Raw genomic sequence first — 20148 nt, forward strand, 5'->3', positions numbered from 1 at the left:
CTTATTCCCTCTCTTCATCCTTTTGTCTCACAATCATCCGAATCGGTGAACCCTCAAACCCAAAGCTGGCGCGCAGCTGATTTTCCAAATATCTGCGATAAGAAAAATGCATTAACTCATGATCATTGACAAAGAAGACAAAAGTCGGTGGTTTCACTCCCACCTGGGTGGCATAAAGAACCTTTAAACGCCGTCCCTTATCCGTCGGAGGGGGATTGAGATGGACCCACTCTCTCACTAAGGTATTCAGAGTAGCTGTCGCCACACGGGTCGAATTCTGCTCGGCCACAAAATCTACTAAATCCAAAAGCTTAGTGACCCGCTGCCCCGTTTTGGCTGAGATAAAGAGAGTCGGGGCATATTGCATAAAGCCCAATTCCTCCCGGATATCCTTTTCAAAGCGGTTCATGGTCTTATCATCTTTTTCAATCAGATCCCATTTATTGACCACTAAGACGATCCCTTTGCCCGCCTCATGGGCATATCCAGCAATCTTCTTATCCTGTTCCGTAACCCCTTCACCGGCATCGAGCAGCATCAGAATCACATCGGAACGATCCACGGCACGCAAAGAGCGGGAGACGCTGTATTGCTCCGTTAATTCTTCAATGCGGCCCTTTCTTCTCATACCGGCCGTATCGATAATGATATAATGCTTGCCATCATGCTCAAAGGCAGAATCGATGGCATCCCGGGTAGTACCGGGAATATTGCTGACAATCACCCGCTCTTCTCCCAGCAGGGTGTTCACTAAAGAAGATTTCCCCACATTGGGACGGCCGACAACAGCGATCCGGATGGTATCCGGGTCCACCTCTTCCTCAATGTTCTCAGGAAAATGGGCAACCACCTCATCCAGCAAATCGCCGATATTCATGCCATGAACTGCCGAAATCGGGACGGGTTCCCCTAAGCCCAGGTTATAAAACTCATAGAGCTCCGTTTTAGCGAAATTCTCCACTTTGTTAGCGGCTAAAATAACCGGCTTTCCTGATCGCCTTAAGGTTTGAGCAATCATATCATCATCGGGAGTCGGCGAAATCTGGGCATCGATCACAAAGACGATTACATCTGCCTCTTCGATAGCAATCTCCGCCTGACGGCGCATTTGTGCGCTTATGGGGGTGTTTTCATTAACAAATTCAATACCCCCCGTATCAATAATTGTAAATTTACGCCCTAACCACTCAGAATCCCGATAAAGCCGGTCCCGTGTCACACCGGGCCGGTTCTCCACGATGGCCACAAGCCCCCCTGCCAAGCGGTTAAACAGGGTTGACTTTCCTACATTAGGTCTTCCCACAATAGCTACAACTGGTTTACTCACAATCTTCACCCTCCAAATCCAATCCGGTCACTGCTTCCAGGAAAGCTCTCCCCTGGTTCTCAACCACCAGAGGTATCCCCTGCAGCTCTTCAGCCAGCCATTCCACGCTTCGATCATCCAGAAATACCTCTTCATCTGCTTTAAGCATCACCCGTGGAATTAAAAAAATCTCTCCTTTAATATTACCTATATGCCCGGCAATATCCTGAGCTGTCAACAAGCCTGCCACGGTCACCGTGGGGCCAAAGAAACTATTAATAATAGTATGACGTTCTATGGTCAAACCTTCAATAGGCTTTAACTTTTTTAGCAAATCCTCAAAAAAAGGAGCTGCCGACACCCCGGTAATTAAGTGTACCTTACGTTGCGGGATGGCAGGGGGAAGACTTTGCAGAGCATGATCGAATTCCTGGCGGAATTTGCTGGCCATGCCCACACCGTTTTCCAACTGGGCGAAATCATCATAGATCTCTATAGATGGATAGTCCCGTCCTGCCGAAGCATAGAATTCGTCGGAAAAATACACCAGACTGCGACCTGTTTTCCGGCGGTATTCCTTTTGCCATACTTCACCCTTGGCTAAAATGCCCCAGGCTTCCTCAGGAGTAAAAGGGCGTAAATCCGGCAGATTTGCCCGATGCTTTGTTAAACCTACAGGCACCACCGCGATGGATTGTACCGAGGGGTGAAGGTTTCCCAGCTCATGTACGGTCTGCTCAAGCACCCCTCCATCATTATAACCTGGTACCAAAACGATTTGGGAATGAATTTGGATCCCCGCCTCGGCAAGCCGCTTTAATTGAGAGGATAAATCACCTGCCCTGGGATTCTTCATCAGGCGGACCCGGGCTTCGGCATCCCAGGCGTGAACCGAAATATATAAGGGGCTAAGATGGAACTTAAGGATCCTCTCAAACTCATCCTCATCTAAGTTGGAGAGGGTGATAAAGCTCCCTTGGGTCAGGGAAAGGCGGTAATCATCATCTTTATCATAGAGGCTGGCTCTCATTCCTTGGGGCATCTGGGCTACAAAACAGAAGATACAATTGTTCCGGCATAACTTTAAACCGTGGGGGCTCACAGCCTGAACCTCTAAGCCCAATTCCTCGCCGTAGGACCGTTCAATCTCCAGTTCCCAAAGCTCTCCACCGGCCTTTTCCAGCAGCAAGGTAAATTCATCTTCAGCGGTTAAATACTGAAAGTCAATAATATCCTCAATCTCCTGTCCATCAATGGAAAGGATCTGATCACCACATTCTATCTCCATCTCTTCGGCGATACTGCCTGCATGGACAGCCGCAACGACTAAACCTTGTACCAAGTTAGTCATCCTTTCTATAAACACTGCCTTCTTCCGCTTGTGATTCCTGAGGAGCAGCCATCGGAATCATGGCTAAGGCTTTTCTGGTTTGGTAATGTTCCCGAACTTGTCTGAGAACAGCAATGATGGTGCAGGCCCCAATGCTGAAATGCCAAAGGAAGGCATTGGGAATCGTATAATAGCTCACCACTCCGTCAAACAAGAAGACGGTAAAGGCCATGCTTATGAGCATCCCTCCGCCAAGAGCGGCGATCATGCTCCACTGACTGCGGGTACTGAAAAAGGCCACCGCTACAAAGATGATGGCAAAGAGCCATTGTTCATAGGCAAAAATACCCGGCTCGTTGAGTACGAATAAATCCTGAGCCACTAAGCAAAAGCTTGCCAAAAGGATACCTGGGTATTTTCGCTCTTCGGTCTTCTTCCAGGCCACTAAAGTAAGGGTTATCAGGACAAAGATCCGCGGAAAGTGCCAATCCCAGGGCGGAGAGAAAGCGACACTATGCTCCACAATCCAGCCCAGAACCCAAGCCAAAGGGATCATCCTTAAGCTTTTTTCAATATGGAAATGGGGCCACTCCATCCAGGCCAAAAACCCCAGGCTAAGGAGCAGCCACTCTCCTAAAGGAAAAACCAAGCTCATCCCTCCTCTGCTTGACTTTCCCTATTATTCCCGCAAAACCTGTCCTTCAATCGGGGTCATAGATGAAGAGCGCCCATGAGGCCTGGATACCTTACTGTATCGGGAAATATTCAACAGGATGCCAATCTCTACCAAAGTAATCACCAAGGAGCTCCCTCCGTAAGAGACTAAAGGCAGGGTAATTCCGGTTACAGGCAATACTCCTGTGACGACACCAAGATTGATCCCGGTTTGAACAGCCAGGGAAAAGGTAATCCCAAAGGCCAGCAAACGTCCGAAGCGGTCCGGACATCGTCTGGCAATATAGAATCCCCTTCCATAGCAGAGGATAAACAAGCTGATCAATAATAAGGCACCCATTAATCCCAGCTCTTCGCCAATTAAGGCAAAGATCATATCCGTATAGGTCTCCGGCAGGTAGCCGAATTTCTGCATGCTTCGTCCTAGGCCCACACCGAAAATCCCCCCCGACCCGAAGGCAATTTCCGCATTGGTAATCTGATACCCCTCGTTCATGGCATATTTCCAGGGATCCAGCCAAACGATAATGCGCTGCCACTGGTAGGAAGTGTTATAAATCAGGTAGAGAAGAGGGCCACCCAAACAAGGAACCGCCAGGATAAACCACAGCGCCGACAGCTCTGTCTGCCAGAAAAGGGCGGCGGTCGTAAACACCAGAACCATGGTCGTTCCTAAATCAGGCTGTTTATAGACCAAAGCAAAAAGAGGAATCAGGATGAGGGCCGGCAAGGTAAGATCTTTGAGGTTTTTCACGGGATAACGATCAATAAAGTTGACCAAAAAAAGCACCATGGCGATTTTGGCAATTTCCGAAGGCTGGACATTGACAGGGCCGATTTGCAGCCAGCGGGAAGCTCCGTTGACTTCCTCAACACTGTCTGAGCTAAGGACCAGGGTCAGAAGAATCAAGGTAATACCCATCCCAATACCGGCAAATTTTTTAAGCAAGGGATAGGGGATCCTGGTCATGATCAGTGCCGCAAAACCACCCAGTAATGCCCACTTTCCCTGTTTCACTACATAGAAAAAGGTATTGTCGTTATCATTGTAGCCTCGCACCGAACCGGCTGTAAGCACCATGACCATCCCAAAAGCGAGGATAGCAAGCACCGATATCAATAAGTAAAAATCCACCTCATGCAAGGGTTTGGGCATTTTTCCAAGAAGAGAGCGTTTTCGTTTTTTCGGCACTGCTGATCCCCTCACTTTAACTTCCATCAGAGTATATAGGAAACTTGATTCATATGGGGTTTTAAACTCCATATGAAGCCTAGTTGACTTATCCACTGTGTGGATTATTTCTACGGACAGCAAATGACTTCCTGCAACCTTGCAAGAAGTCATACATGCCAAATGATCAAGTTTTATCTTTTAGGATTCTGATTCAGATTGAACCACATCACCGATCGTAACCTGAGGTGCTTCAGGCTGACCGGCCAAGAGTTCTGCATCTTCCGTAGCCTGTGCTTCGGCAGCAGCTTCACGGATACTTAAACTAATCCGCTTTTCTTCCGGCTTGCATTCAATGACCTTAGCCTGAACCATGTCACCGACTTTCACTACATCTTCAACTTTATTGACCCGCTTTTCGGAAAGCTGGGAAATGTGAATCAGAGCATCGATGCCATCTTCCAGTTGGACAAAAGCTCCAAAGGGGGCGATGCGCACTACTTTTCCAGTAACCAAAGAGCCTAAAGCATATTTTTCAGGAGCACTTTCCCAGGGGCTGGGTTTTAATTGTTTCAGACCAAGAGAAATTTTGCCCTGCTCTTTATCCACTTTGAGGATTTGGACTTCTACTTCATCCCCCACATTGACATATTCAGAAGGATGCTTAATCCGGGTATAGGCTATATCGGAGACATGAAGCAATCCATCCACTCCGCCGATATCCACAAAAGCACCGAACTGAGCCAGCCTTTTCACCACACCGCTGACCACATCCCCTTCCTGAAGGGTCCCCAGGAGATGCTCTTTCTTAGCTGCCTGCTCTTCTTGGAGGATTTCTTTCTGGGAAAGAACAACGCGCCGCTTAGCCGGATCAAACTCAATCACTCTGAGACGGAGGGTTTGGCCTTTAAATTGGTTCAAATCCTCCACATAACCCGGTTGAATTTGGGAGGCAGGAACAAAGCCGCGCATACCTACATCAACAATCAGCCCGCCTTTGACCACATCGGCCACTTTTCCCTGAATTTCCTCTTTGCTCTCCGCTAATTCTTTCAGCTTGTCCACGGCAGCCATTTCATCAGCCCGGCGTTTCGAGAGCACCGGATTTCCTTCTTCATTCTCCACACGGAGAACAACGGCGCTGATTTTATCGCCGATGGCTACAATATCGCTGGTTTGAAAATCGGAAGCTACGGTAAGCTCTTTCAAAGCAATAACGCCCTCCGATTTCCAACCTAAATCGACAAATACTTCGTCGTGATTGATTTTCACCACAGTTCCTGTGACCAGAGCTCCCCGGTGCAGATTTTGCATCCCTTCGGCCCAATCTTCCATATTCATCATTTCCTGAGTTTCGTTGTTTTCCATTGTTGACATCTTCCTATAAACCTCCTCAATAATCCAATCTGGTGTTGAGGCTCCCGCCGTTAATCCTACGGTGACCACCCCTGTGAACCAGTTATTTTCCAATTCGTCGGCGGTCTCAATGAGATAGGTCTGAGTTCGTTCAGAGCAAATCCCCGCCAACTTTCTGGTGTTGGCACTGTTTTTGCCTCCAACCACAATCATCACATCAACTTTGCCGGCCAATTCACGGGCCACGGTCTGCCGCTCTTCAGTGGCATTACAAATCGTATTATGTACCTTGAGCGCGTGAGTATGGGTTTTTAACTCATCCACAATCCCATGGAAATTAGCAGCCGGTTGGGTTGTTTGAGCAAGCACGGAAAGCATCTCATAAAAGGGGAGTTCCCTGGCTTCCTCAAGTGTCTCAATGGCAATGGCATTGCCGCCGGCCCAGCCTAAAATCCCCTGGACTTCCGGGTGCTGCCGATCTCCCACCACCACGACTTGACCGGACTGGGAAGATTCCGCAGCCAGCCGCTGAGCCTTTTGTACAAAGGGACAAGTAGCATCCACCACCTTGACTTGACAGCGCTGGGCCTCCTCATAGATATCCGGAGGCACTCCGTGGGAGCGAATAATCAAGGTGTCCCCGGCTTGAGTCTCTTTCACTTCCCCGACGACACGAACCCCTTGCCTTTCCATCTTTTCCACAACCTGCTGGTTATGAATTAAGGGTCCTAAAGAAGCGGTACTTGAAGATTGAACCGTTCGCTCCGCCATATCCAAAGCCCGTTTAACACCAAAGCAAAATCCGGCTTTTTCTGCCCGGATGATTTTCAAGTTTGCCCCTCCTTAACTCGCATTACGCTTAAAATTCGCTATAATTCCCAAAATTCCTTCATTAGAATTAAATTGCCCTCTCTGGGAAAAAAAATTCATTGTCCGTTTACGGACAAATAATCTAGGCCTTTAATTCTACAATGGCCTTCATAATTTGGTCGGCAGCCCACTCCCTGCGGTTCTCAACCCCTTCAGGCGCTTTGAGCTGTTCAGGAAAGATCGGTTTTCCCACAATGACTTCCAGGTGTCCCCATCCCCGCACAAAAAGATTTTGAGTTCCATTGACCCGCACAGGCACGATGGGAGCCTGGCTTTTTTCCATCAACAAAATCATCCCGGGAAATCCCTTTTGCATTTCACCGGTTTTAGAGCGGGTTCCTTCGGGAAAAAGCCCCAGAACTTTCCCCTCCTTAAGAACCTTCAACGAATTGCGAATCGCGCTGGTATCTCCTTGTCCCCGCTTGACGGGGAATGCTCCCAACCTACGAAAAATCCCCCCCAAAAGGGGGTTGGCGAATAATTCTTCCTTAGCCATAAAGGAAACATCCCGGGGAACACTGCAGGCTGCCACCACCGGATCCCAGATGCTGACATGGTTGCTGACTATGATCACCGGCCCCCCCTTGGGGAGATTCTCGACACCATGGATTTTCCAGCCCATCACTCGAAACTGGAGGCGGAACATCCTTTTAAGAAACTGATATAGGCTCATTGGTCCCAGCTCCTCACTTTATCCTTCTCCAGTTTATTATTGAATAAGCTGAGGATACGGTCAACAATCTCCTCGATCCGTAAACTGGTCGTATCCAGCAAAATCGCATCAGATGCCGGAACTAAAGGAAAGACAGCCCTCTGCTGATCATGGTGATCCCGGGCATCCATGTCCCTGTGCACCTCAGCCAGGGACAGCTCTTTTCCGGCCTGCTGAAGTTCCAGCCAACGCCGCCTGGCCCTTTCTTCTGAAGAAGCGGTCAGAAATACTTTGAGGTCGGCATCGGGCAGGACATAGGTTCCGATATCCCTGCCGTCCATGACCACCCCGCCCTGCCCGGCTTCCTGCCGCTGGAGTTCTACCAGTCGTTCTCTGACTTCAGGGTAGGCGGCAATGATAGAAACTGAACGGGATACTTCAGGGCTGCGTATGGCTTCCGTAACATCCAAACCATCACAAAACACCCTTCTTGCCGCTGAGTGTTCCAGAGCGATCTCCGTTTGCCGGGCCATGACCGCAATCTCCTCTTCCTGTTCCAACGGTATATTCAGGCGCAAAGCTTTGTAAGCTATGGCTCTGTACATTGCTCCTGTATCGACATAAAAAAATCCCAACTGCCTGGCGATTGCCTTGGCAATTGTACTTTTTCCCGCACCGGCAGGGCCGTCAATTGCTATCTGAAGATTTTTTTTCACAGTAACACCCTCAATTTTGGCCAACTTCAAAAAGACAGTTTATTATACCATAATGGCCCCTGACCAACAATCCGTTCTTCATCCTTCCCTCACACCAGCCCCTCGGAAAGAGCAACTAAAAGCAAGGCCACAATATTATTGACGGCATGTAAAGCTACGGCAGGTTTAATGGACTTATGCTTCATTACAAGATAAGCCAGGACCATTCCCAGAACAAAACGGGGCAGAAAGCCGTAAGATTGTAAATGCAGTCCGGAAAAAACCGCCGCACTTACAGCCGCTGCAGTCCACTTACCCATGTAGGTTTGCAAACTGCCGAAGATAATTCCGCGAAACATGGTCTCTTCAATAATCGGGGCCAGCATGCCGGCCAGGATAAGATTAAGACAGAAGGTTACCACCGTGGCATTGCCCATTAATTGTGTATAAACATCTGTATCCGGAGGGGTAAATCCTTTCTGCAACAAATACGCTGCATAAAAAATATTAATAATCCAGGTCAGTATATAAAAGGCGATTACGCTTCCCACATACCTGCCCTTAACATCCTTCCATCCTAAATCACTCCAGGTCCATTGGCGGACTCTCATGATGGCTAAAATAACAACCAGAAACAACCCTTGGGTCACAAAGCCATTGACATAAAGCAGAATACGCTCATATTCCCACCAACTGGCGAACCAAGCCATGACATAGCCTACACCAAGATAAAGAAAGATGATGCCCAGAAGGGCATAAAATAAGTCAACCCAAGTTAATTTTCTGGGCAGAATCTCAGGTCCATCTTCTTGCTTTATATGGGATTCCTGTTCCAGTTCATGCTCTTGATTTTCGATTCCCCTCACCTCACCATTACCATTTGCTAATTAATTTGATTTACGGCAATACTATTCTTATTGTAAAACAAAGTGTCCGGGAGGTCAAAGCATGAGTAGCATCGATTCAATTGTTGTGGATACTGCCCCTGTTACTACACTGCAGGTTTTTCATAAGCGGTTGAAAATTCCTCTTCCTGTTTATCTCGACGGGGTGGCGGAATTCACCGATCCCTGGGATGAACAGGCCTATCAGCTTTTTGTTCAGCATTACTTAGATGAGATGAAGGATCCCGGCATCCTCGGCATGGTACGGCAGGAGCATGATGACCACTATGTTTATCTTGATGCAGCCATCCGTTATCCTACGGAGTTCCCTTTGAATTCCCAATAGGCTCAACTCACATAAGCAAAGGAGCTGTTGCATACGAATTCTCGTATGCAACAGCCCCTCACTTTTAGAAGCGCACTGCTCCTCTATGAATCATGAACGGATTACATATGAACCTGCATCCATGGGAAGATATAAGCCTGAGCCCAGACCAGTCCGCTGAGCAGAACGGCCAGTGCAATACTATGCCAGATAACTGCACGGAAGATAGGTCCAACGGCTGCCATACCTTCTTGATGGTTCTCATAACAAGCAACAGTGGCGACAACGATACTTTGAGCATCGATCATTTTACCCATAACACCACCGGTGCTGTTAGCGGTAACAATGAGGACAGGGTTCAAGCCAAGCTGTTCAGCAGTAATCTTTTGCAGTCCGCCGAACATAGCGTTGGAGGATGTATCACTACCGGTCAGGAACACCCCTAACCAACCGAGCATAGCAGCAAAGAAGGGATAGGCCGATCCTGTTCTGGTGAAGGCCAAACCGAGGATAGCATCGGTTCCGGCGTAACGTGTCAAGTATCCTAATCCTAAAACGGAGCAGATAACGGTGATGGGAACAACCATCCGTTTAGCTGTCATACTGAAGGCTTGAACCCATTGAGCTGCCGAAAGTCTCAGAATAAAGATATTGGAAAGAATTGCAGCCAGCATAATTCCTGTACCGGCCATGGTTAGAATATTCCAGCTGTAGATTGCAGACATCGTTGCATCGGCGCTACCGACCGGTGGCGTATGGTGAATAAATCCATGAACATAAGGCACTGGGAATGAGGGGTTAAAGAGTCCATTCAAGAATTTCTTAACATCACCCAGTCCCCAGAGGAATACTGCAATCGCGAGGAATACCCAAGGCATCCAGGCGGTGATAAGTTCCTTCATGCTATGCTTGGGAACTTCAATCTTCTTCTTGTTCAGCTGGGTCGCAGCACCTTGATTTTCATGTGCATCATCATGGCCCATAATATTCTTGGGAGCCCATACTTTTAAGAAGAGTGCGGTTACAACCATACTGACGATACCGGAACCGATATCAACCAGCATGACGTTTCCGGCTTGGGACATCGCAAACTGAGTAATAGCGAAAGAAAGACCGGAAACTAAAGTGGCGGGCCACACTTCCCAAACATCTTTCCAGGATCCTTTATCCATGAAGACGAGGGTGGCAACAAGCCAGAAAGGAACGATAACGGAGAAGAATGGAAGCTGACGTCCGGCTTGCATACTGATCAATTCTGCAGGAATACCGGTAACTTGACCCAAGGTAAGGATTGGTGTACCAATAGCACCCCAAGCAACAGGAGCCGTATTAGCGATCAAGCAGATTACCGCAGCGGTCATAGGACGGAAGCCTAAGCCCACCATGATCGCACCGGACACAGCAACCGGAGTACCGAATCCGGAAGCACCTTCAATGAAAGCACCAAAGCTGAAAGCAATCAGCAGGGCTTGCAGACGACGGTCAGGTGATAGAGATGCTACAGAGTTTTTGAGAATTTCAAATTTACCCGTGATTAAAGTAGTATTGTAAAGAAAAATTGCGCCGAAGATAATCCATCCGATGGGGAACAGTCCACTTAATGCGCCATAACCAAAGGCTGCTAAAGTGGCGGGAACAGGCATCTTCATCATAAAGATGGCTACTAAAATAGCTACGATAGCTGCTGTAACAGCTGCATAGGGGGCAAAGATACCAAGATGCTTATTCCCTTGTTTGTCCTTGTGCGGATGTAATGCGAGTAAATAGAGTAACACAATAATCGGTAGCGCTGCTAAGAACGTCGATAGCCACACATTACCTGTGGGGTTATAATTTTGAAAATAATCCATTGTTGGTTGACGCCTCCTTTTGTTAATCCCCTCTTTGATTCTGTCCATCTTGTTGTATAAAGGGACATGCGGTAACTAATTAGGATTGGATTGGATTGGATTGGATTGGGTCGGATTAGGATAAGATTGGAAAACATTAGACTATTAAGGTCTCGGATTAGGATAAATATAAAAGTGCATATTCTTTAAGCTCTTTCTATGGCATTCCCCCCTTCAAGTTCCGAAGTATCCAACTACTTCCAATAATCAGAAAATTACCTTTGTTTAGTTTCTTTAATTCGACGGACTAAAGCGTATCCCTTCTTCGTGAAATAAATAATTTCTAAAAATTTTAATAATTAATTCTATTCTGGGAGTTATGCTTGTAATAATAATACGCATATCATCAGCCGAACTGACCACTAGACCAAAAATAATTTTAAAACACTGAGCGAAAGAATTCGACGTTATTTTGTCAAATCCTTCTCATTTGCGCAAGTTTTTTAAATTATTAATTATTTTACCTATAGTCAAAATATTCGGTTTCCTAAGTAAATAGTCTCCCCAGATGCAAAAAAGAACCGTTTAATTAGCTAAACGGTTCTTTTTGCTTTATTGGAAGTATTCCATTCATCAGTTAAACATCTTACGATTTGCTTATCTCATGGATCAACTCCAGAAAATTAGGAAAGGAAACCGCTGCTGCTTCGATGCCTTCCAGACTTATTCCTTCCTCGGCAAGCAGACCTGCCACCACCCAAGCCATCGCCAGCCGATGATCGCCGTGACTATGAGCAGCTCCCCCGCGTAAGCTTTTAGCCCCTTGAATCCGCAAGCCGTCGGGAAGCTCTTGAGCGTTCCCACCCAGAGCCTGCAGACCCTGGACGACCGTCTCTATCCGATCTGTCTCTTTGACCCGCAGCTCGGCGGCATCACGAATCGTGGTCTCACCTTGGGCAAAGCTGGCCGCCACTGCCAAAACAGGGACTTCATCGATGAGCTTAGGAATCATTTCTCCCTGAATCTCAATGCCATGGAGCTGGGCCGGCCGTACGCGCAGATTGGCCCGCGGCTCACCGCATTCTTCCCGTTCTTCTTCTACCTGAATATCCGCTCCCATTTGCCAGAGAGCGTCCAGAATCCCTGTCCGGGTGGGATTCATCCCCACATTCTTAATCAGGAGCTCTCCCTGGGGAATGAGGGTTCCCAGGACCAGGAAAAAGGCAGCAGAGGAAATATCCCCCGGCACCGATACCTCTTGTCCGGATAAGGTGGCTCCTCCCCTTACCTTGGCGGTACAGCCTTCACTTTTCAGATCCACGCCAAAGCCCCTCAGCATTCGCTCCGTATGATCCCGGGAAAGGAATGGTTCTGTGACCATCGTCTCCCCTTCTGCTCTTAACCCGGCCAGCAGAATGGCAGATTTGACCTGGGCGGAAGCCACAGGTGAACGGAATTGAATCCCCTGCAAGAGACCGCCTTGAATGGTCAAGGGGGCATATTTTCCTTCCTGCCGGCCGAGGATGCGCGCCCCCATCTCCTGCAAAGGAAGGGTTACCCGGGCCATGGGCCGGGACCTGATGGAAGAATCCCCGGTCAAAGTCGCGCTGAAGGGACAGCCTGCTAAAACGCCTAGCATGAGCCTCATCGTGGTTCCTGAATTCCCCACATCCAAAATATCCTGGGGTTCATGCCAATTCTCAAAGCCCCGGCCTCTGATCCAGACTTCCGCATCCCGCCGTTCCCATTCTACCCCCAGTGTCTTCAGGCATTCCAGCGTACTTAAACAATCCTGTCCCAGCAAAAAATTCGTAATATGGGTTTCACCCTGAGCCATCCCGCCGAACAAAGCAGCCCGATGGGATATGGACTTATCTCCAGGGACCTCTATTTCACCTTGAATTCGCCGCATAGGATTAATCCGTATTCCTTTAGGCTCATTATTTGTTTGCATCTGATTCCCTCCGGTTCAGCATTTGACTCCTGGCCCCTTGAGCCCTCTCAAACACTTTAAGCAGCTCTTCGCCATCAGCGCCTGCGATGATCTCCCGAATCTCCTTAACCTTTTCTTCCCAGATATCCAGAGAGCGGAGAATTGCCGGGGCGTTGGAAAACAATATATCCCTCCACATTTCCGGCGAACTATCCACCAGCCGCGTAATTTCTCGGAAGCTCCGACCGGCTATTTCAAGGGGTTTCCCCCTTAGATTCCCTTCTGATGCAGTTAAGGCCAGCGCCAGGGACAGCACATGAGGCAGGTGACTGATCAAGGCCACTTCATCATCGTGATCCTCAGCTTCCCGCAAGACGATTCTAGCACCAAGCCCCTGGACCAATTGGGAAAACTTTTCCACCATCTCCTGGGGACAAGATGGGGGAGGGGTAATCACATAAGGGTAACTCTGGAATAAATCCGGTTTAGCCGCTTGAAATCCCTGCTGCTCTGATCCTGTCATCGGGTGACCCCCAATAAAGTAGACCGAATTCATCTGATTGGCTGCCCGGCATATGTCTATTTTTACACTTCCTACATCCGTGATCAGGCTGCCGGCAGGCACACAACCGACGACCTGAGCAAAACTTTCAGCCAGCAGGGAAATTGGTGTGGCCAGGATAACCAGATCCACATCAAGGCTCTCCGGTATATCCTGCCAGCCCTCTTTGATCCATTCCCGGGCCTTTGCTTCTTTCAGACTTTCTTCATTGTGTTCTACAGCGCAGACAGACCAGCCCTGCCCTGCTAAGGCACCTGCCCAGGACCCGCCAATCAGGCCGAGGCCGATGACGCAAGCACGGGGCTGCCTTTGCCCTGTCCATCCTCCGGACAAAACAGTTTCCCGACCTTTTTCCATTACCGGCGAGCCCCTTTCAGCGGTCTGCCCAGTGCTTGCGACAGAACAGCCAATTCCTCCATCATGGCGGCGAAATTAGCCAGGGTTAAAGATTGCTTGCCGTCGGATACGGCCTTTTCCGGCTGAGGATGCACCTCAACAATGATACCATCCGCCCCGGCCGCTACTGCGGCTTTCGTCATGGCAGGCACCAGATTCCAACGTCCGGTTCCGTGACTGGGGTCAACAATAACCGGCAGATGGGAAAGGGACTGAAGAGCGGGAACCATACTTAAATCCAAGGTATTCCGGGTATACGTCTCAAAGGTACGAATCCCCCGCTCACAGAACATGACCTGGTAGTTGCCCCCATCCATAATGTACTCTGCGGCCATCATCCATTCTTCAAGGGTCGCCGAGGGTCCTCGTTTCAAGAGAATGGGTTTATTGGTTTTGGCCACTTCTTTAAGGAGGAAGAAGTTCTGCATATTGCGGGCCCCGATTTGCAGGATATCTGCGTAATGGGCTACAAGTTCCACATCCCGCACATCCACTACTTCGGTGATCACCAGCAATCCCGTCTCTTCCCTGGCCTCGGCGAGAAGTTTTAAGCCTTCCTCTTCCAAACCCTGAAAAGCATAAGGGGAAGTACGGGGTTTAAAGGCTCCCCCCCTTAAAAAGGTGGCCCCTGCTTCTTTAACAGCATGGGCAGTCTCGATAATCTGGGCCCGGCTTTCCACACTGCAGGGTCCTGCCATCACGTGAATTTCTTCGCCGCCGATCTCGTGATCGCCGATCTTGATAATGGTATTCCCGCTCTGGAATTCACGGCTGACAAGCTTGTAGGGTGCCAGAATCGGAACCACTTTTTCTACCCAAGGCAGGGCTTCCAGATCCAGAGCTTTCAACCGGGAGCGATCCCCTACGGCACCGATGATGATCTTCTCCACCCCTTGAGACAGGTGAATTTTGAATCCCTCCTGGCTTAAACGCTCATTGATTTCCTGAACTTCCGCCTCACCGGCTCCACGCTTTAATACAATAATCATAATGTTCCACTCCTTAACTACCATCCTACATTTTTTATACTACTCACCGGCAAGGCGAGCAAAATCTGCCCTAATACAACTCTACTCAACAAGATCTCTGCGTAAATTAACGGCATCCCTTAGATAAACCGGATGAATTTCTTCCTGGGTCAAAGCAGACTCCACATGAAGCAGCACGCGGATACACATAGGCAGCGAACCCGGAACAGGAATTTCATTCAGGCAGATCATAGGGACCCGGTCCCAGCCCAGCTGGCGGGCGAAAGTCGCAGGGAATGCTGCATCAATATCCTTGGTCAGGGTGAAGATGGCACTGATAATATCCGTTGTTGCTAAAGAATTGCGCTTGATTATCTCCTGCAAAAGTTCTTGTGTCCCTGCACGGATGTGCTCAGCACTATTTTCTTGAATCGTAATAGCACCACGTATACCACGAACCCTTGTCACATTGGTTCACCTCCCTTTTAACCCTTGATTTCTTTCGGCGCCGCCCTATGTCCCAGGCCTACCGCCACCTCATCCAAGTGCAATAAGCCTACGCCGAAGAAGACCGCTACCGATAAATGTTCATCTCTTCTGGCAATGCCTATTTTTCCACCGATATTTAATCCCATGGCCTTTGGCATAATCTGGCTCAAAGCTTCCCGGGTAGCACCGGCAACGGCTCCTTCATCACCATGGGTTTCTTGAATGACCCCTTCCCGTTTCGCGGCAACAATGGCTCTTTCCACGATTTTTTTAATAGCTGTAAGATATTCGCCCCCATAATCCACCGCCACAGTACGAATGCCGTGGCGTCCAAAACCGTCCTTCAAGTGAACTTCCTCTTCACGGCTTTCCGCCATAGCCATCCGCATCGCCGCCATAGCAATTTTCTTACTTTCAGCAACCATTTTATTCCTTCCTTTCCCCAAAGGGATTCCTTGGCTTAGATTAACCCATCCTTAATAGTACTACACTATGTGCTTTAAGCACATTAGGACATTTTGCCTAAAAAAGAAAACAAAAAAGACACCTACGGTGTCTAATTCTCTAAATCACCGTCCTACCATCCTTCCTTTATTCAATTTAGGTGTAAAAAATAGAAAACCACAACCGTCCTACACTATGCCCTACACCAGCTGTCGGATTAGATATTAAATTGTATTATATAATGCATCGGGATCATTTTCAACCTATTTATCAATAACTCTATTTGGTAATCGACCGAGGCAAGAAAAAGCAGGCCCATCTTCCCAGAGGACCTGCGTCAACCATTCCTTAAGCCTGATTGTCTTTGACTTTCTTGATTCTAAGCACTTTACCCGCGGCAAAAGCAATGACTGCCGCAACTGCACTGAACAGTGCTCCCATCTTTGCTGCTCCCTGCAGGCCCGGCTCCATAAAGGCTACACCTGAGACGAATAAGGCGACGGTAAGTCCCATAGCCGCTACCACACCTGCCACAAAGAGCTCTTTATACCCCATGCCTTTGGGGAAAGGAAAACCGATGACTGTAGCCCAAGACCCCATGAGGAATATTCCTATGGTCTTTCCGCCGATGAGGGCGGTGAAAACGAGCCAAGTGAGGGTGTTGATTTCTGAGAATTCCACCCCGGCATTGGTTAAGCCAAATAAAAGCAGGCCAAAGTCCACGAAGATTTTCCACTCATGCTCAAATGTTTTCAGGGTGGAATGATCCTGGGGATCATCTTCAAATAAGCCGAATTCCTCCCGGGGAGGATGGGGCAGAAAAGGAACAATAAACACCAGAGCCAAAGCCGGGTGAATATGCGCCAGATAAAGACCGGCCCAGCTCAGCATTCCCCCCAAGACGATATAAGGCCAGTAGCTCTGAACATTTTTGCGTCTAAGCAGATAAGCAACCAGCATCCCCGCCGCAGTGAGCAATAACCAGATCGGCGCCACCGGGTTGGCGGGATCAGGGTAGAAGCAGGCAATAATCATCAGACCGATGCCATCATCGACAATAGCCAGGAGCAGCAAGAAAGAGACCGCAGCATGCTGAGCTCCAAACACTACCCTGGCCACCAGCCAGGCTAAGGCGATATCGGTGGCTGTAGGGATACCCCAGCCTCTGGCAAACTCAGGACTCCCGATCAGGGCATTTAAACCAATAAATACAACGGCTGGGCCCAAAACTCCGCCAAGGGTGGCCATTAGAGGATTGATCGCCCTTTTAAGGGGATTTAAACTTCCTCCGGGCAGCAGGCTTTGGGTAATTTCTATCGCAGCCATGGCAAAAAAGAACACCATAAAGATATCATTAACAAAGAAATGGAGGGATATATGGCCCACAATTTCATTGTGAACAAAATGATGGTAGTTCTCCGGTGCTGAATTAGCCCACACAAGGGCGATAAGGACACCTAGGATTAAGGGTATTGAAAACTCCTGTAAAAAATTGAGCGTCTTTTTCTGGGTACTCACTGGCCTTCCTCCTCAAGTAAAATAATGGGTACATGTTAGTTTATATTTTCACGCCTTACAAAAGGCGCAATTACCAAAGTCTCGTCCAGCCTCCCCCATAGGGCAAAAAAGCACACAAAAAAAAGAGTAGTCCAAAAAGGAACTACTCTCCCCTAAGAAGTTCTAACTACTTGCAGCCTGGCGATCCTAGCCGGTCTTGTGCAACGACCTTAGACCCATAGCTTTAGCGTCCTCTGCTTTCGCAAAGTTTGCCCCAACCATTAATGATATATAATCTTTAGATACTTTAATATAGCATAGCTAAACCGCCCCAGGCAATAAAACGGGGTAAATTTCTACAAATCTCTTATTCGGCAGATATTATAATTGCGTACTGAACAAGACCACATCTCTCTATTATTTACCTATACTTCAGCGCCCGACTCTTAAGGTTTGACTATTATGCTCGATGATTAGGGTCTGATTAAGCCGCGGCTCTGTCAGGGCTGAATCTTTCTTAATCACCTGGATGCGAACAATAGCGGAGACATTGGTTCCATCCAACTGAATTACTCCTGTTTGAACAGGAATCTCCAACTCTCCCCGGGCCAACGTTCCCAGAGTTTTGCCATTTTGGATCACGCGAACCGGAGCAGCGGGGACCGCCTTGAGGGTGATCAGAGCTGTTTGGGGAGTCGTTTCCTGAATCAGGTTCGGGGTAACCGTACTTGACACCGGTGTACTGTCCAAGGAAGGGGCTTCTATGTTCTGAGCCACGGAAATATAGTAACCTACAGGATCTTTGGCCAGCCCTAAGGCCATCTGAGCTAAAACCAAGAAGACAGCAGAGAGAACCACTGCCCGAATAATAACCTTCTCGAATCTAAGCAAGCCCGCCGAAGCACTGGGCCGATAGCTTTTGACACGGGGTGCGCTTCTTACGGAACGAGGAATAAACCCACTCCGTTTTTTATACTTACCAAAAAATTGCCAGCGACGCATAAACTTCACCTCATCACCAGTTTATGCAACCTTAGCGGAACTAAGACATGATTCTTATCTTAGAATGTGCAGATTCTAGGTGTTACAGAGTACTACTCATCGACTAAAGCGTGTTCCCCTGCTCCCCGGCCGGCCCGGTACCCCATAGCAAAAGCTGCCTGCAAGTTATATCCACCCGTCACTCCGTCCACATCCACTACTTCTCCGGCCCAATAAAGACCCTTGATCTTTTTGGAAGCCATGGTCTTGGGATCGATTTCTTTGACATCCACTCCTCCAGCGGTCACGATAGCCGCAGCTAAAGGCAGAGTCTCCTTGATGGTTAAAGGAAGCTCCTGCAGCAAATGGACCAGGTGCTTTCTCTCTTCTTTACTGATACTATTGACCACTTTCTCGGGGGGAATCCGGGACCATTGGATCATTAGGGGAATTAAGCTTTTGGGAAGGAGCTCATCCAGTGAGTTCTTAAATTGCTTATTTAAATATTTCTTAAAATCTCTCTGCACTCTCTGATCCAATTGCTCGGCCGTTAAGGCCGGCTTAAGGTTAAGGGTCAAGCGGACCTTTTCCCCGCGGGCCAATGCTTCTCCTGCCCAGCGGCTTAAAGTAAGAATAATAGGTCCTGAGACGCCGAAGTGAGTAAAAAGCATCTCCCCAAATTCTGTCCGCTGCTTTTTCCCGCCATACCACAACGTAGCTTCCACATTCCTTAAGGAAAGCCCTTGCACCTGTGCCACCCAATCTTCATAAGTTCTCAACGGAACAAGAGATGGCCGCAGCGGAATAACGCTAAGCCCCAATTTGTCCGCCATCTTATAGCCGTCTCCGGTGGATCCTGTGGCTGGGTAGGAACCTCCCCCTGTGCAGATGATCACAGCTTTTCCTTCAAGGACTTTCCCATTGCCTAAGCGCACCCCCCGGACCTTTCCTTCACCCAGGAGTATCTCTTCCACCGTTTGTCCGGTGGCCAGTTCCACCCCCGCATCCATAATATACTTGAGCAAGGCCTCAACAATTTGCTCGGCATCATCCGAGACAGGAAATACTCGTCCTCCACGCTCAATCTTAGTCTCAACACCATATTGGGCGAAGAAATCGCAAAGTTTTACATTATCAAATTCTCTTAATATGCCATGGAGAAAACGCCCATTGCCTGGGTAATTCTGAATAAAATCTCCCACATTCTCTGCATTGGTTAGATTGCAGCGCCCTTTACCGGAAATGGCAATTTTACGCCCGGGGCGTTCTTTCTTTTCCAGGAGCAGCACTTCAGCCCCCTTAAGGGCTGCCTGGCCCGCAGCCATAAGTCCGGCTGCTCCTGCTCCGACCACAATAACGCGTTCTTTCTTCATCATTTATCCTTTCCTGGCCCTGATGTCCTTCTTGATAAAGTTTGGAGATTATCCCATTCTTATGCTATATTAGGTTTAAATTCGATTACGGGAGGAATCACTATGGAATTGGATCAAAAAACCACTTTATTGATACAGATATCTGCTGCCGCAGCTACCAATGCCCTGGCCAGCCTTCGTTCAGCCGTTACGGATGCCAAGGCTTTAGGAGTGCCCAGTGAAACACTGCGTCAAACCATTGAGCTGGCTCTGGAAATTCAACAGCAGCCGCTTTCTCATACCAGGCATCTAACGGATCAACTCTTAAGAGAGCCCGCTAAGAAAAAGTCCTCCGGACAAAACGGTGCCGCCCCTGCTCTGCATGTGCACGGCCCTGGCTGCGGCTGCGGTCATCATCATAATTAATCCCGAT

At 48.5% G+C, this 20148-nt stretch carries 19 protein-coding genes and 1 riboswitch; of the genes, 2 read left to right on the forward strand and 17 right to left on the reverse strand.

Translation table 11 applies throughout. The features are described from left to right. Window position 1: 1 nt before the first annotated feature. The 8 genes from der to BUA14_RS14865 all read right to left on the reverse strand — a co-directional run bounded on the left by der (window position 2) and on the right by BUA14_RS14865 (window position 8921). Window positions 2-1327 carry a ribosome biogenesis GTPase Der gene (gene der, locus BUA14_RS14830; protein WP_072773319.1) on the reverse strand — a complete coding sequence of 442 codons (1326 nt, stop codon included), beginning with the start codon at window positions 1325-1327 and terminating at the stop codon, window positions 2-4. Further along, complete coding sequence (locus tag BUA14_RS14835; RefSeq protein WP_072773320.1) at window positions 1320-2657, reverse strand: DUF512 domain-containing protein; 1338 nt, start codon at window positions 2655-2657, stop codon at window positions 1320-1322. Before BUA14_RS14835 ends, der begins: the two co-directional genes overlap by 8 nt. Further along, window positions 2650-3291, reverse strand: a complete 642-nt coding sequence (locus tag BUA14_RS14840; protein ID WP_072773321.1) for a hypothetical protein — start codon at window positions 3289-3291, stop codon at window positions 2650-2652. The genes BUA14_RS14835 and BUA14_RS14840 overlap by 8 nt, the downstream gene beginning before the upstream one ends. A 24-nt stretch (window positions 3292-3315) precedes the next feature. Further along, window positions 3316-4503, reverse strand: a complete 1188-nt coding sequence (ftsW, locus tag BUA14_RS14845; RefSeq protein WP_072773322.1) for a putative lipid II flippase FtsW — start codon at window positions 4501-4503, stop codon at window positions 3316-3318. Window positions 4504-4683: 180 nt separating this feature from the next. Further along, complete coding sequence (locus BUA14_RS14850; protein ID WP_072773323.1) at window positions 4684-6669, reverse strand: bifunctional 4-hydroxy-3-methylbut-2-enyl diphosphate reductase/30S ribosomal protein S1; 1986 nt, start codon at window positions 6667-6669, stop codon at window positions 4684-4686. A 121-nt stretch (window positions 6670-6790) separates the two neighbouring features. Then, entirely contained in the window at window positions 6791-7381 is a 591-nt protein-coding gene (locus BUA14_RS14855; protein ID WP_072773324.1) for a lysophospholipid acyltransferase family protein, read from the reverse strand. Further along, window positions 7378-8076, reverse strand: coding sequence for a (d)CMP kinase (cmk, locus tag BUA14_RS14860; RefSeq protein WP_072773325.1), 699 nt, complete (start codon window positions 8074-8076; stop codon window positions 7378-7380). The genes BUA14_RS14855 and cmk overlap by 4 nt, the downstream gene beginning before the upstream one ends. 89 nt (window positions 8077-8165) lie before the next feature. Next, the gene (locus BUA14_RS14865; protein WP_072773326.1) at window positions 8166-8921 is read right to left on the reverse strand and encodes a CPBP family intramembrane glutamic endopeptidase; all 756 of its coding nucleotides are present in this window, start codon (window positions 8919-8921) and stop codon (window positions 8166-8168) included. 82 nt (window positions 8922-9003) lie between these two features. Here BUA14_RS14865 and BUA14_RS14870 point away from each other — a divergent pair, with 82 nt between their 5' ends. Next, window positions 9004-9285 (forward strand): hypothetical protein, encoded by a 282-nt coding sequence (locus tag BUA14_RS14870; RefSeq protein ID WP_072773327.1) that lies wholly within the window; start codon window positions 9004-9006, stop codon window positions 9283-9285. A 101-nt stretch (window positions 9286-9386) separates the two neighbouring features. Here the strand turns inward: BUA14_RS14870 and BUA14_RS14875 are convergent, their stop codons facing one another. The 9 genes from BUA14_RS14875 to BUA14_RS14915 all read right to left on the reverse strand — a co-directional run bounded on the left by BUA14_RS14875 (window position 9387) and on the right by BUA14_RS14915 (window position 19736). Continuing rightward, window positions 9387-11114, reverse strand: a complete 1728-nt coding sequence (locus tag BUA14_RS14875; protein WP_072773328.1) for an L-lactate permease — start codon at window positions 11112-11114, stop codon at window positions 9387-9389. A gap of 625 nt (window positions 11115-11739) precedes the next feature. Beyond that, window positions 11740-13047, reverse strand: a complete 1308-nt coding sequence (gene aroA / locus BUA14_RS14880; protein WP_072773329.1) for a 3-phosphoshikimate 1-carboxyvinyltransferase — start codon at window positions 13045-13047, stop codon at window positions 11740-11742. Next, a complete protein-coding gene (locus tag BUA14_RS14885) occupies window positions 13034-13945 on the reverse strand; it encodes a prephenate dehydrogenase (protein WP_072773330.1) in 912 nt (303 codons plus the stop codon). The genes aroA and BUA14_RS14885 overlap by 14 nt, the downstream gene beginning before the upstream one ends. Continuing rightward, window positions 13945-14973 carry a 3-deoxy-7-phosphoheptulonate synthase gene (gene aroF, locus BUA14_RS14890; RefSeq protein ID WP_072773331.1) on the reverse strand — a complete coding sequence of 343 codons (1029 nt, stop codon included), beginning with the start codon at window positions 14971-14973 and terminating at the stop codon, window positions 13945-13947. The genes BUA14_RS14885 and aroF overlap by 1 nt, the downstream gene beginning before the upstream one ends. A gap of 81 nt (window positions 14974-15054) precedes the next feature. Further along, a complete protein-coding gene (aroH, locus tag BUA14_RS14895; RefSeq protein ID WP_072773332.1) occupies window positions 15055-15420 on the reverse strand; it encodes a chorismate mutase in 366 nt (121 codons plus the stop codon). Window positions 15421-15437: 17 nt separating this feature from the next. Then, a complete protein-coding gene (locus BUA14_RS14900; protein ID WP_072773333.1) occupies window positions 15438-15866 on the reverse strand; it encodes a HutP family protein in 429 nt (142 codons plus the stop codon). A 367-nt stretch (window positions 15867-16233) separates the two neighbouring features. Then, window positions 16234-17403 carry a Na+/H+ antiporter NhaA gene (locus BUA14_RS14905; RefSeq protein ID WP_072773334.1) on the reverse strand — a complete coding sequence of 390 codons (1170 nt, stop codon included), beginning with the start codon at window positions 17401-17403 and terminating at the stop codon, window positions 16234-16236. 168 nt (window positions 17404-17571) lie between these two features. After that, window positions 17572-17666: riboswitch (cyclic di-GMP riboswitch) on the reverse strand. A 148-nt stretch (window positions 17667-17814) separates the two neighbouring features. Further along, the gene (locus tag BUA14_RS14910) at window positions 17815-18384 is read right to left on the reverse strand and encodes a hypothetical protein (RefSeq protein WP_072773335.1); all 570 of its coding nucleotides are present in this window, start codon (window positions 18382-18384) and stop codon (window positions 17815-17817) included. A 92-nt stretch (window positions 18385-18476) separates the two neighbouring features. Continuing rightward, the gene (locus BUA14_RS14915) at window positions 18477-19736 is read right to left on the reverse strand and encodes a BaiN/RdsA family NAD(P)/FAD-dependent oxidoreductase (RefSeq protein ID WP_072773525.1); all 1260 of its coding nucleotides are present in this window, start codon (window positions 19734-19736) and stop codon (window positions 18477-18479) included. A 102-nt stretch (window positions 19737-19838) separates the two neighbouring features. Between BUA14_RS14915 and BUA14_RS14920 the strand changes: the two genes are divergently transcribed. Next, window positions 19839-20141 carry a hypothetical protein gene (locus tag BUA14_RS14920; protein WP_072773336.1) on the forward strand — a complete coding sequence of 101 codons (303 nt, stop codon included), beginning with the start codon at window positions 19839-19841 and terminating at the stop codon, window positions 20139-20141. Window positions 20142-20148: the final 7 nt, after the last annotated feature.

Source organism: Desulfitobacterium chlororespirans DSM 11544 (genome assembly GCF_900143285.1).
Lineage (GTDB): Bacteria > Bacillota > Desulfitobacteriia > Desulfitobacteriales > Desulfitobacteriaceae > Desulfitobacterium > Desulfitobacterium chlororespirans.

Excerpts from the sequence above, each read along its gene's own strand:
- BUA14_RS14835 (WP_072773320.1), bottom strand. The coding sequence starts at position 2,657 with ATGACTAACTTGGTACAAGGTTTAGTCGTTGCGGCTGTCCATGCAGGC.
- BUA14_RS14840 (WP_072773321.1), bottom strand. The coding sequence starts at position 3,291 with ATGAGCTTGGTTTTTCCTTTAGGAGAGTGGCTGCTCCTTAGCCTGGGG.
- BUA14_RS14855 (WP_072773324.1), bottom strand. The coding sequence starts at position 7,381 with ATGAGCCTATATCAGTTTCTTAAAAGGATGTTCCGCCTCCAGTTTCGA.
- BUA14_RS14870 (WP_072773327.1), top strand. The coding sequence starts at position 9,004 with ATGAGTAGCATCGATTCAATTGTTGTGGATACTGCCCCTGTTACTACA.
- BUA14_RS14875 (WP_072773328.1), bottom strand. The coding sequence starts at position 11,114 with ATGGATTATTTTCAAAATTATAACCCCACAGGTAATGTGTGGCTATCG.
- aroA (WP_072773329.1), bottom strand. The coding sequence starts at position 13,047 with ATGCAAACAAATAATGAGCCTAAAGGAATACGGATTAATCCTATGCGG.
- BUA14_RS14885 (WP_072773330.1), bottom strand. The coding sequence starts at position 13,945 with ATGGAAAAAGGTCGGGAAACTGTTTTGTCCGGAGGATGGACAGGGCAA.
- aroF (WP_072773331.1), bottom strand. The coding sequence starts at position 14,973 with ATGATTATTGTATTAAAGCGTGGAGCCGGTGAGGCGGAAGTTCAGGAA.
- BUA14_RS14900 (WP_072773333.1), bottom strand. The coding sequence starts at position 15,866 with ATGGTTGCTGAAAGTAAGAAAATTGCTATGGCGGCGATGCGGATGGCT.
- BUA14_RS14910 (WP_072773335.1), bottom strand. The coding sequence starts at position 18,384 with ATGCGTCGCTGGCAATTTTTTGGTAAGTATAAAAAACGGAGTGGGTTT.
- BUA14_RS14915 (WP_072773525.1), bottom strand. The coding sequence starts at position 19,736 with ATGAAGAAAGAACGCGTTATTGTGGTCGGAGCAGGAGCAGCCGGACTT.
- BUA14_RS14920 (WP_072773336.1), top strand. The coding sequence starts at position 19,839 with ATGGAATTGGATCAAAAAACCACTTTATTGATACAGATATCTGCTGCC.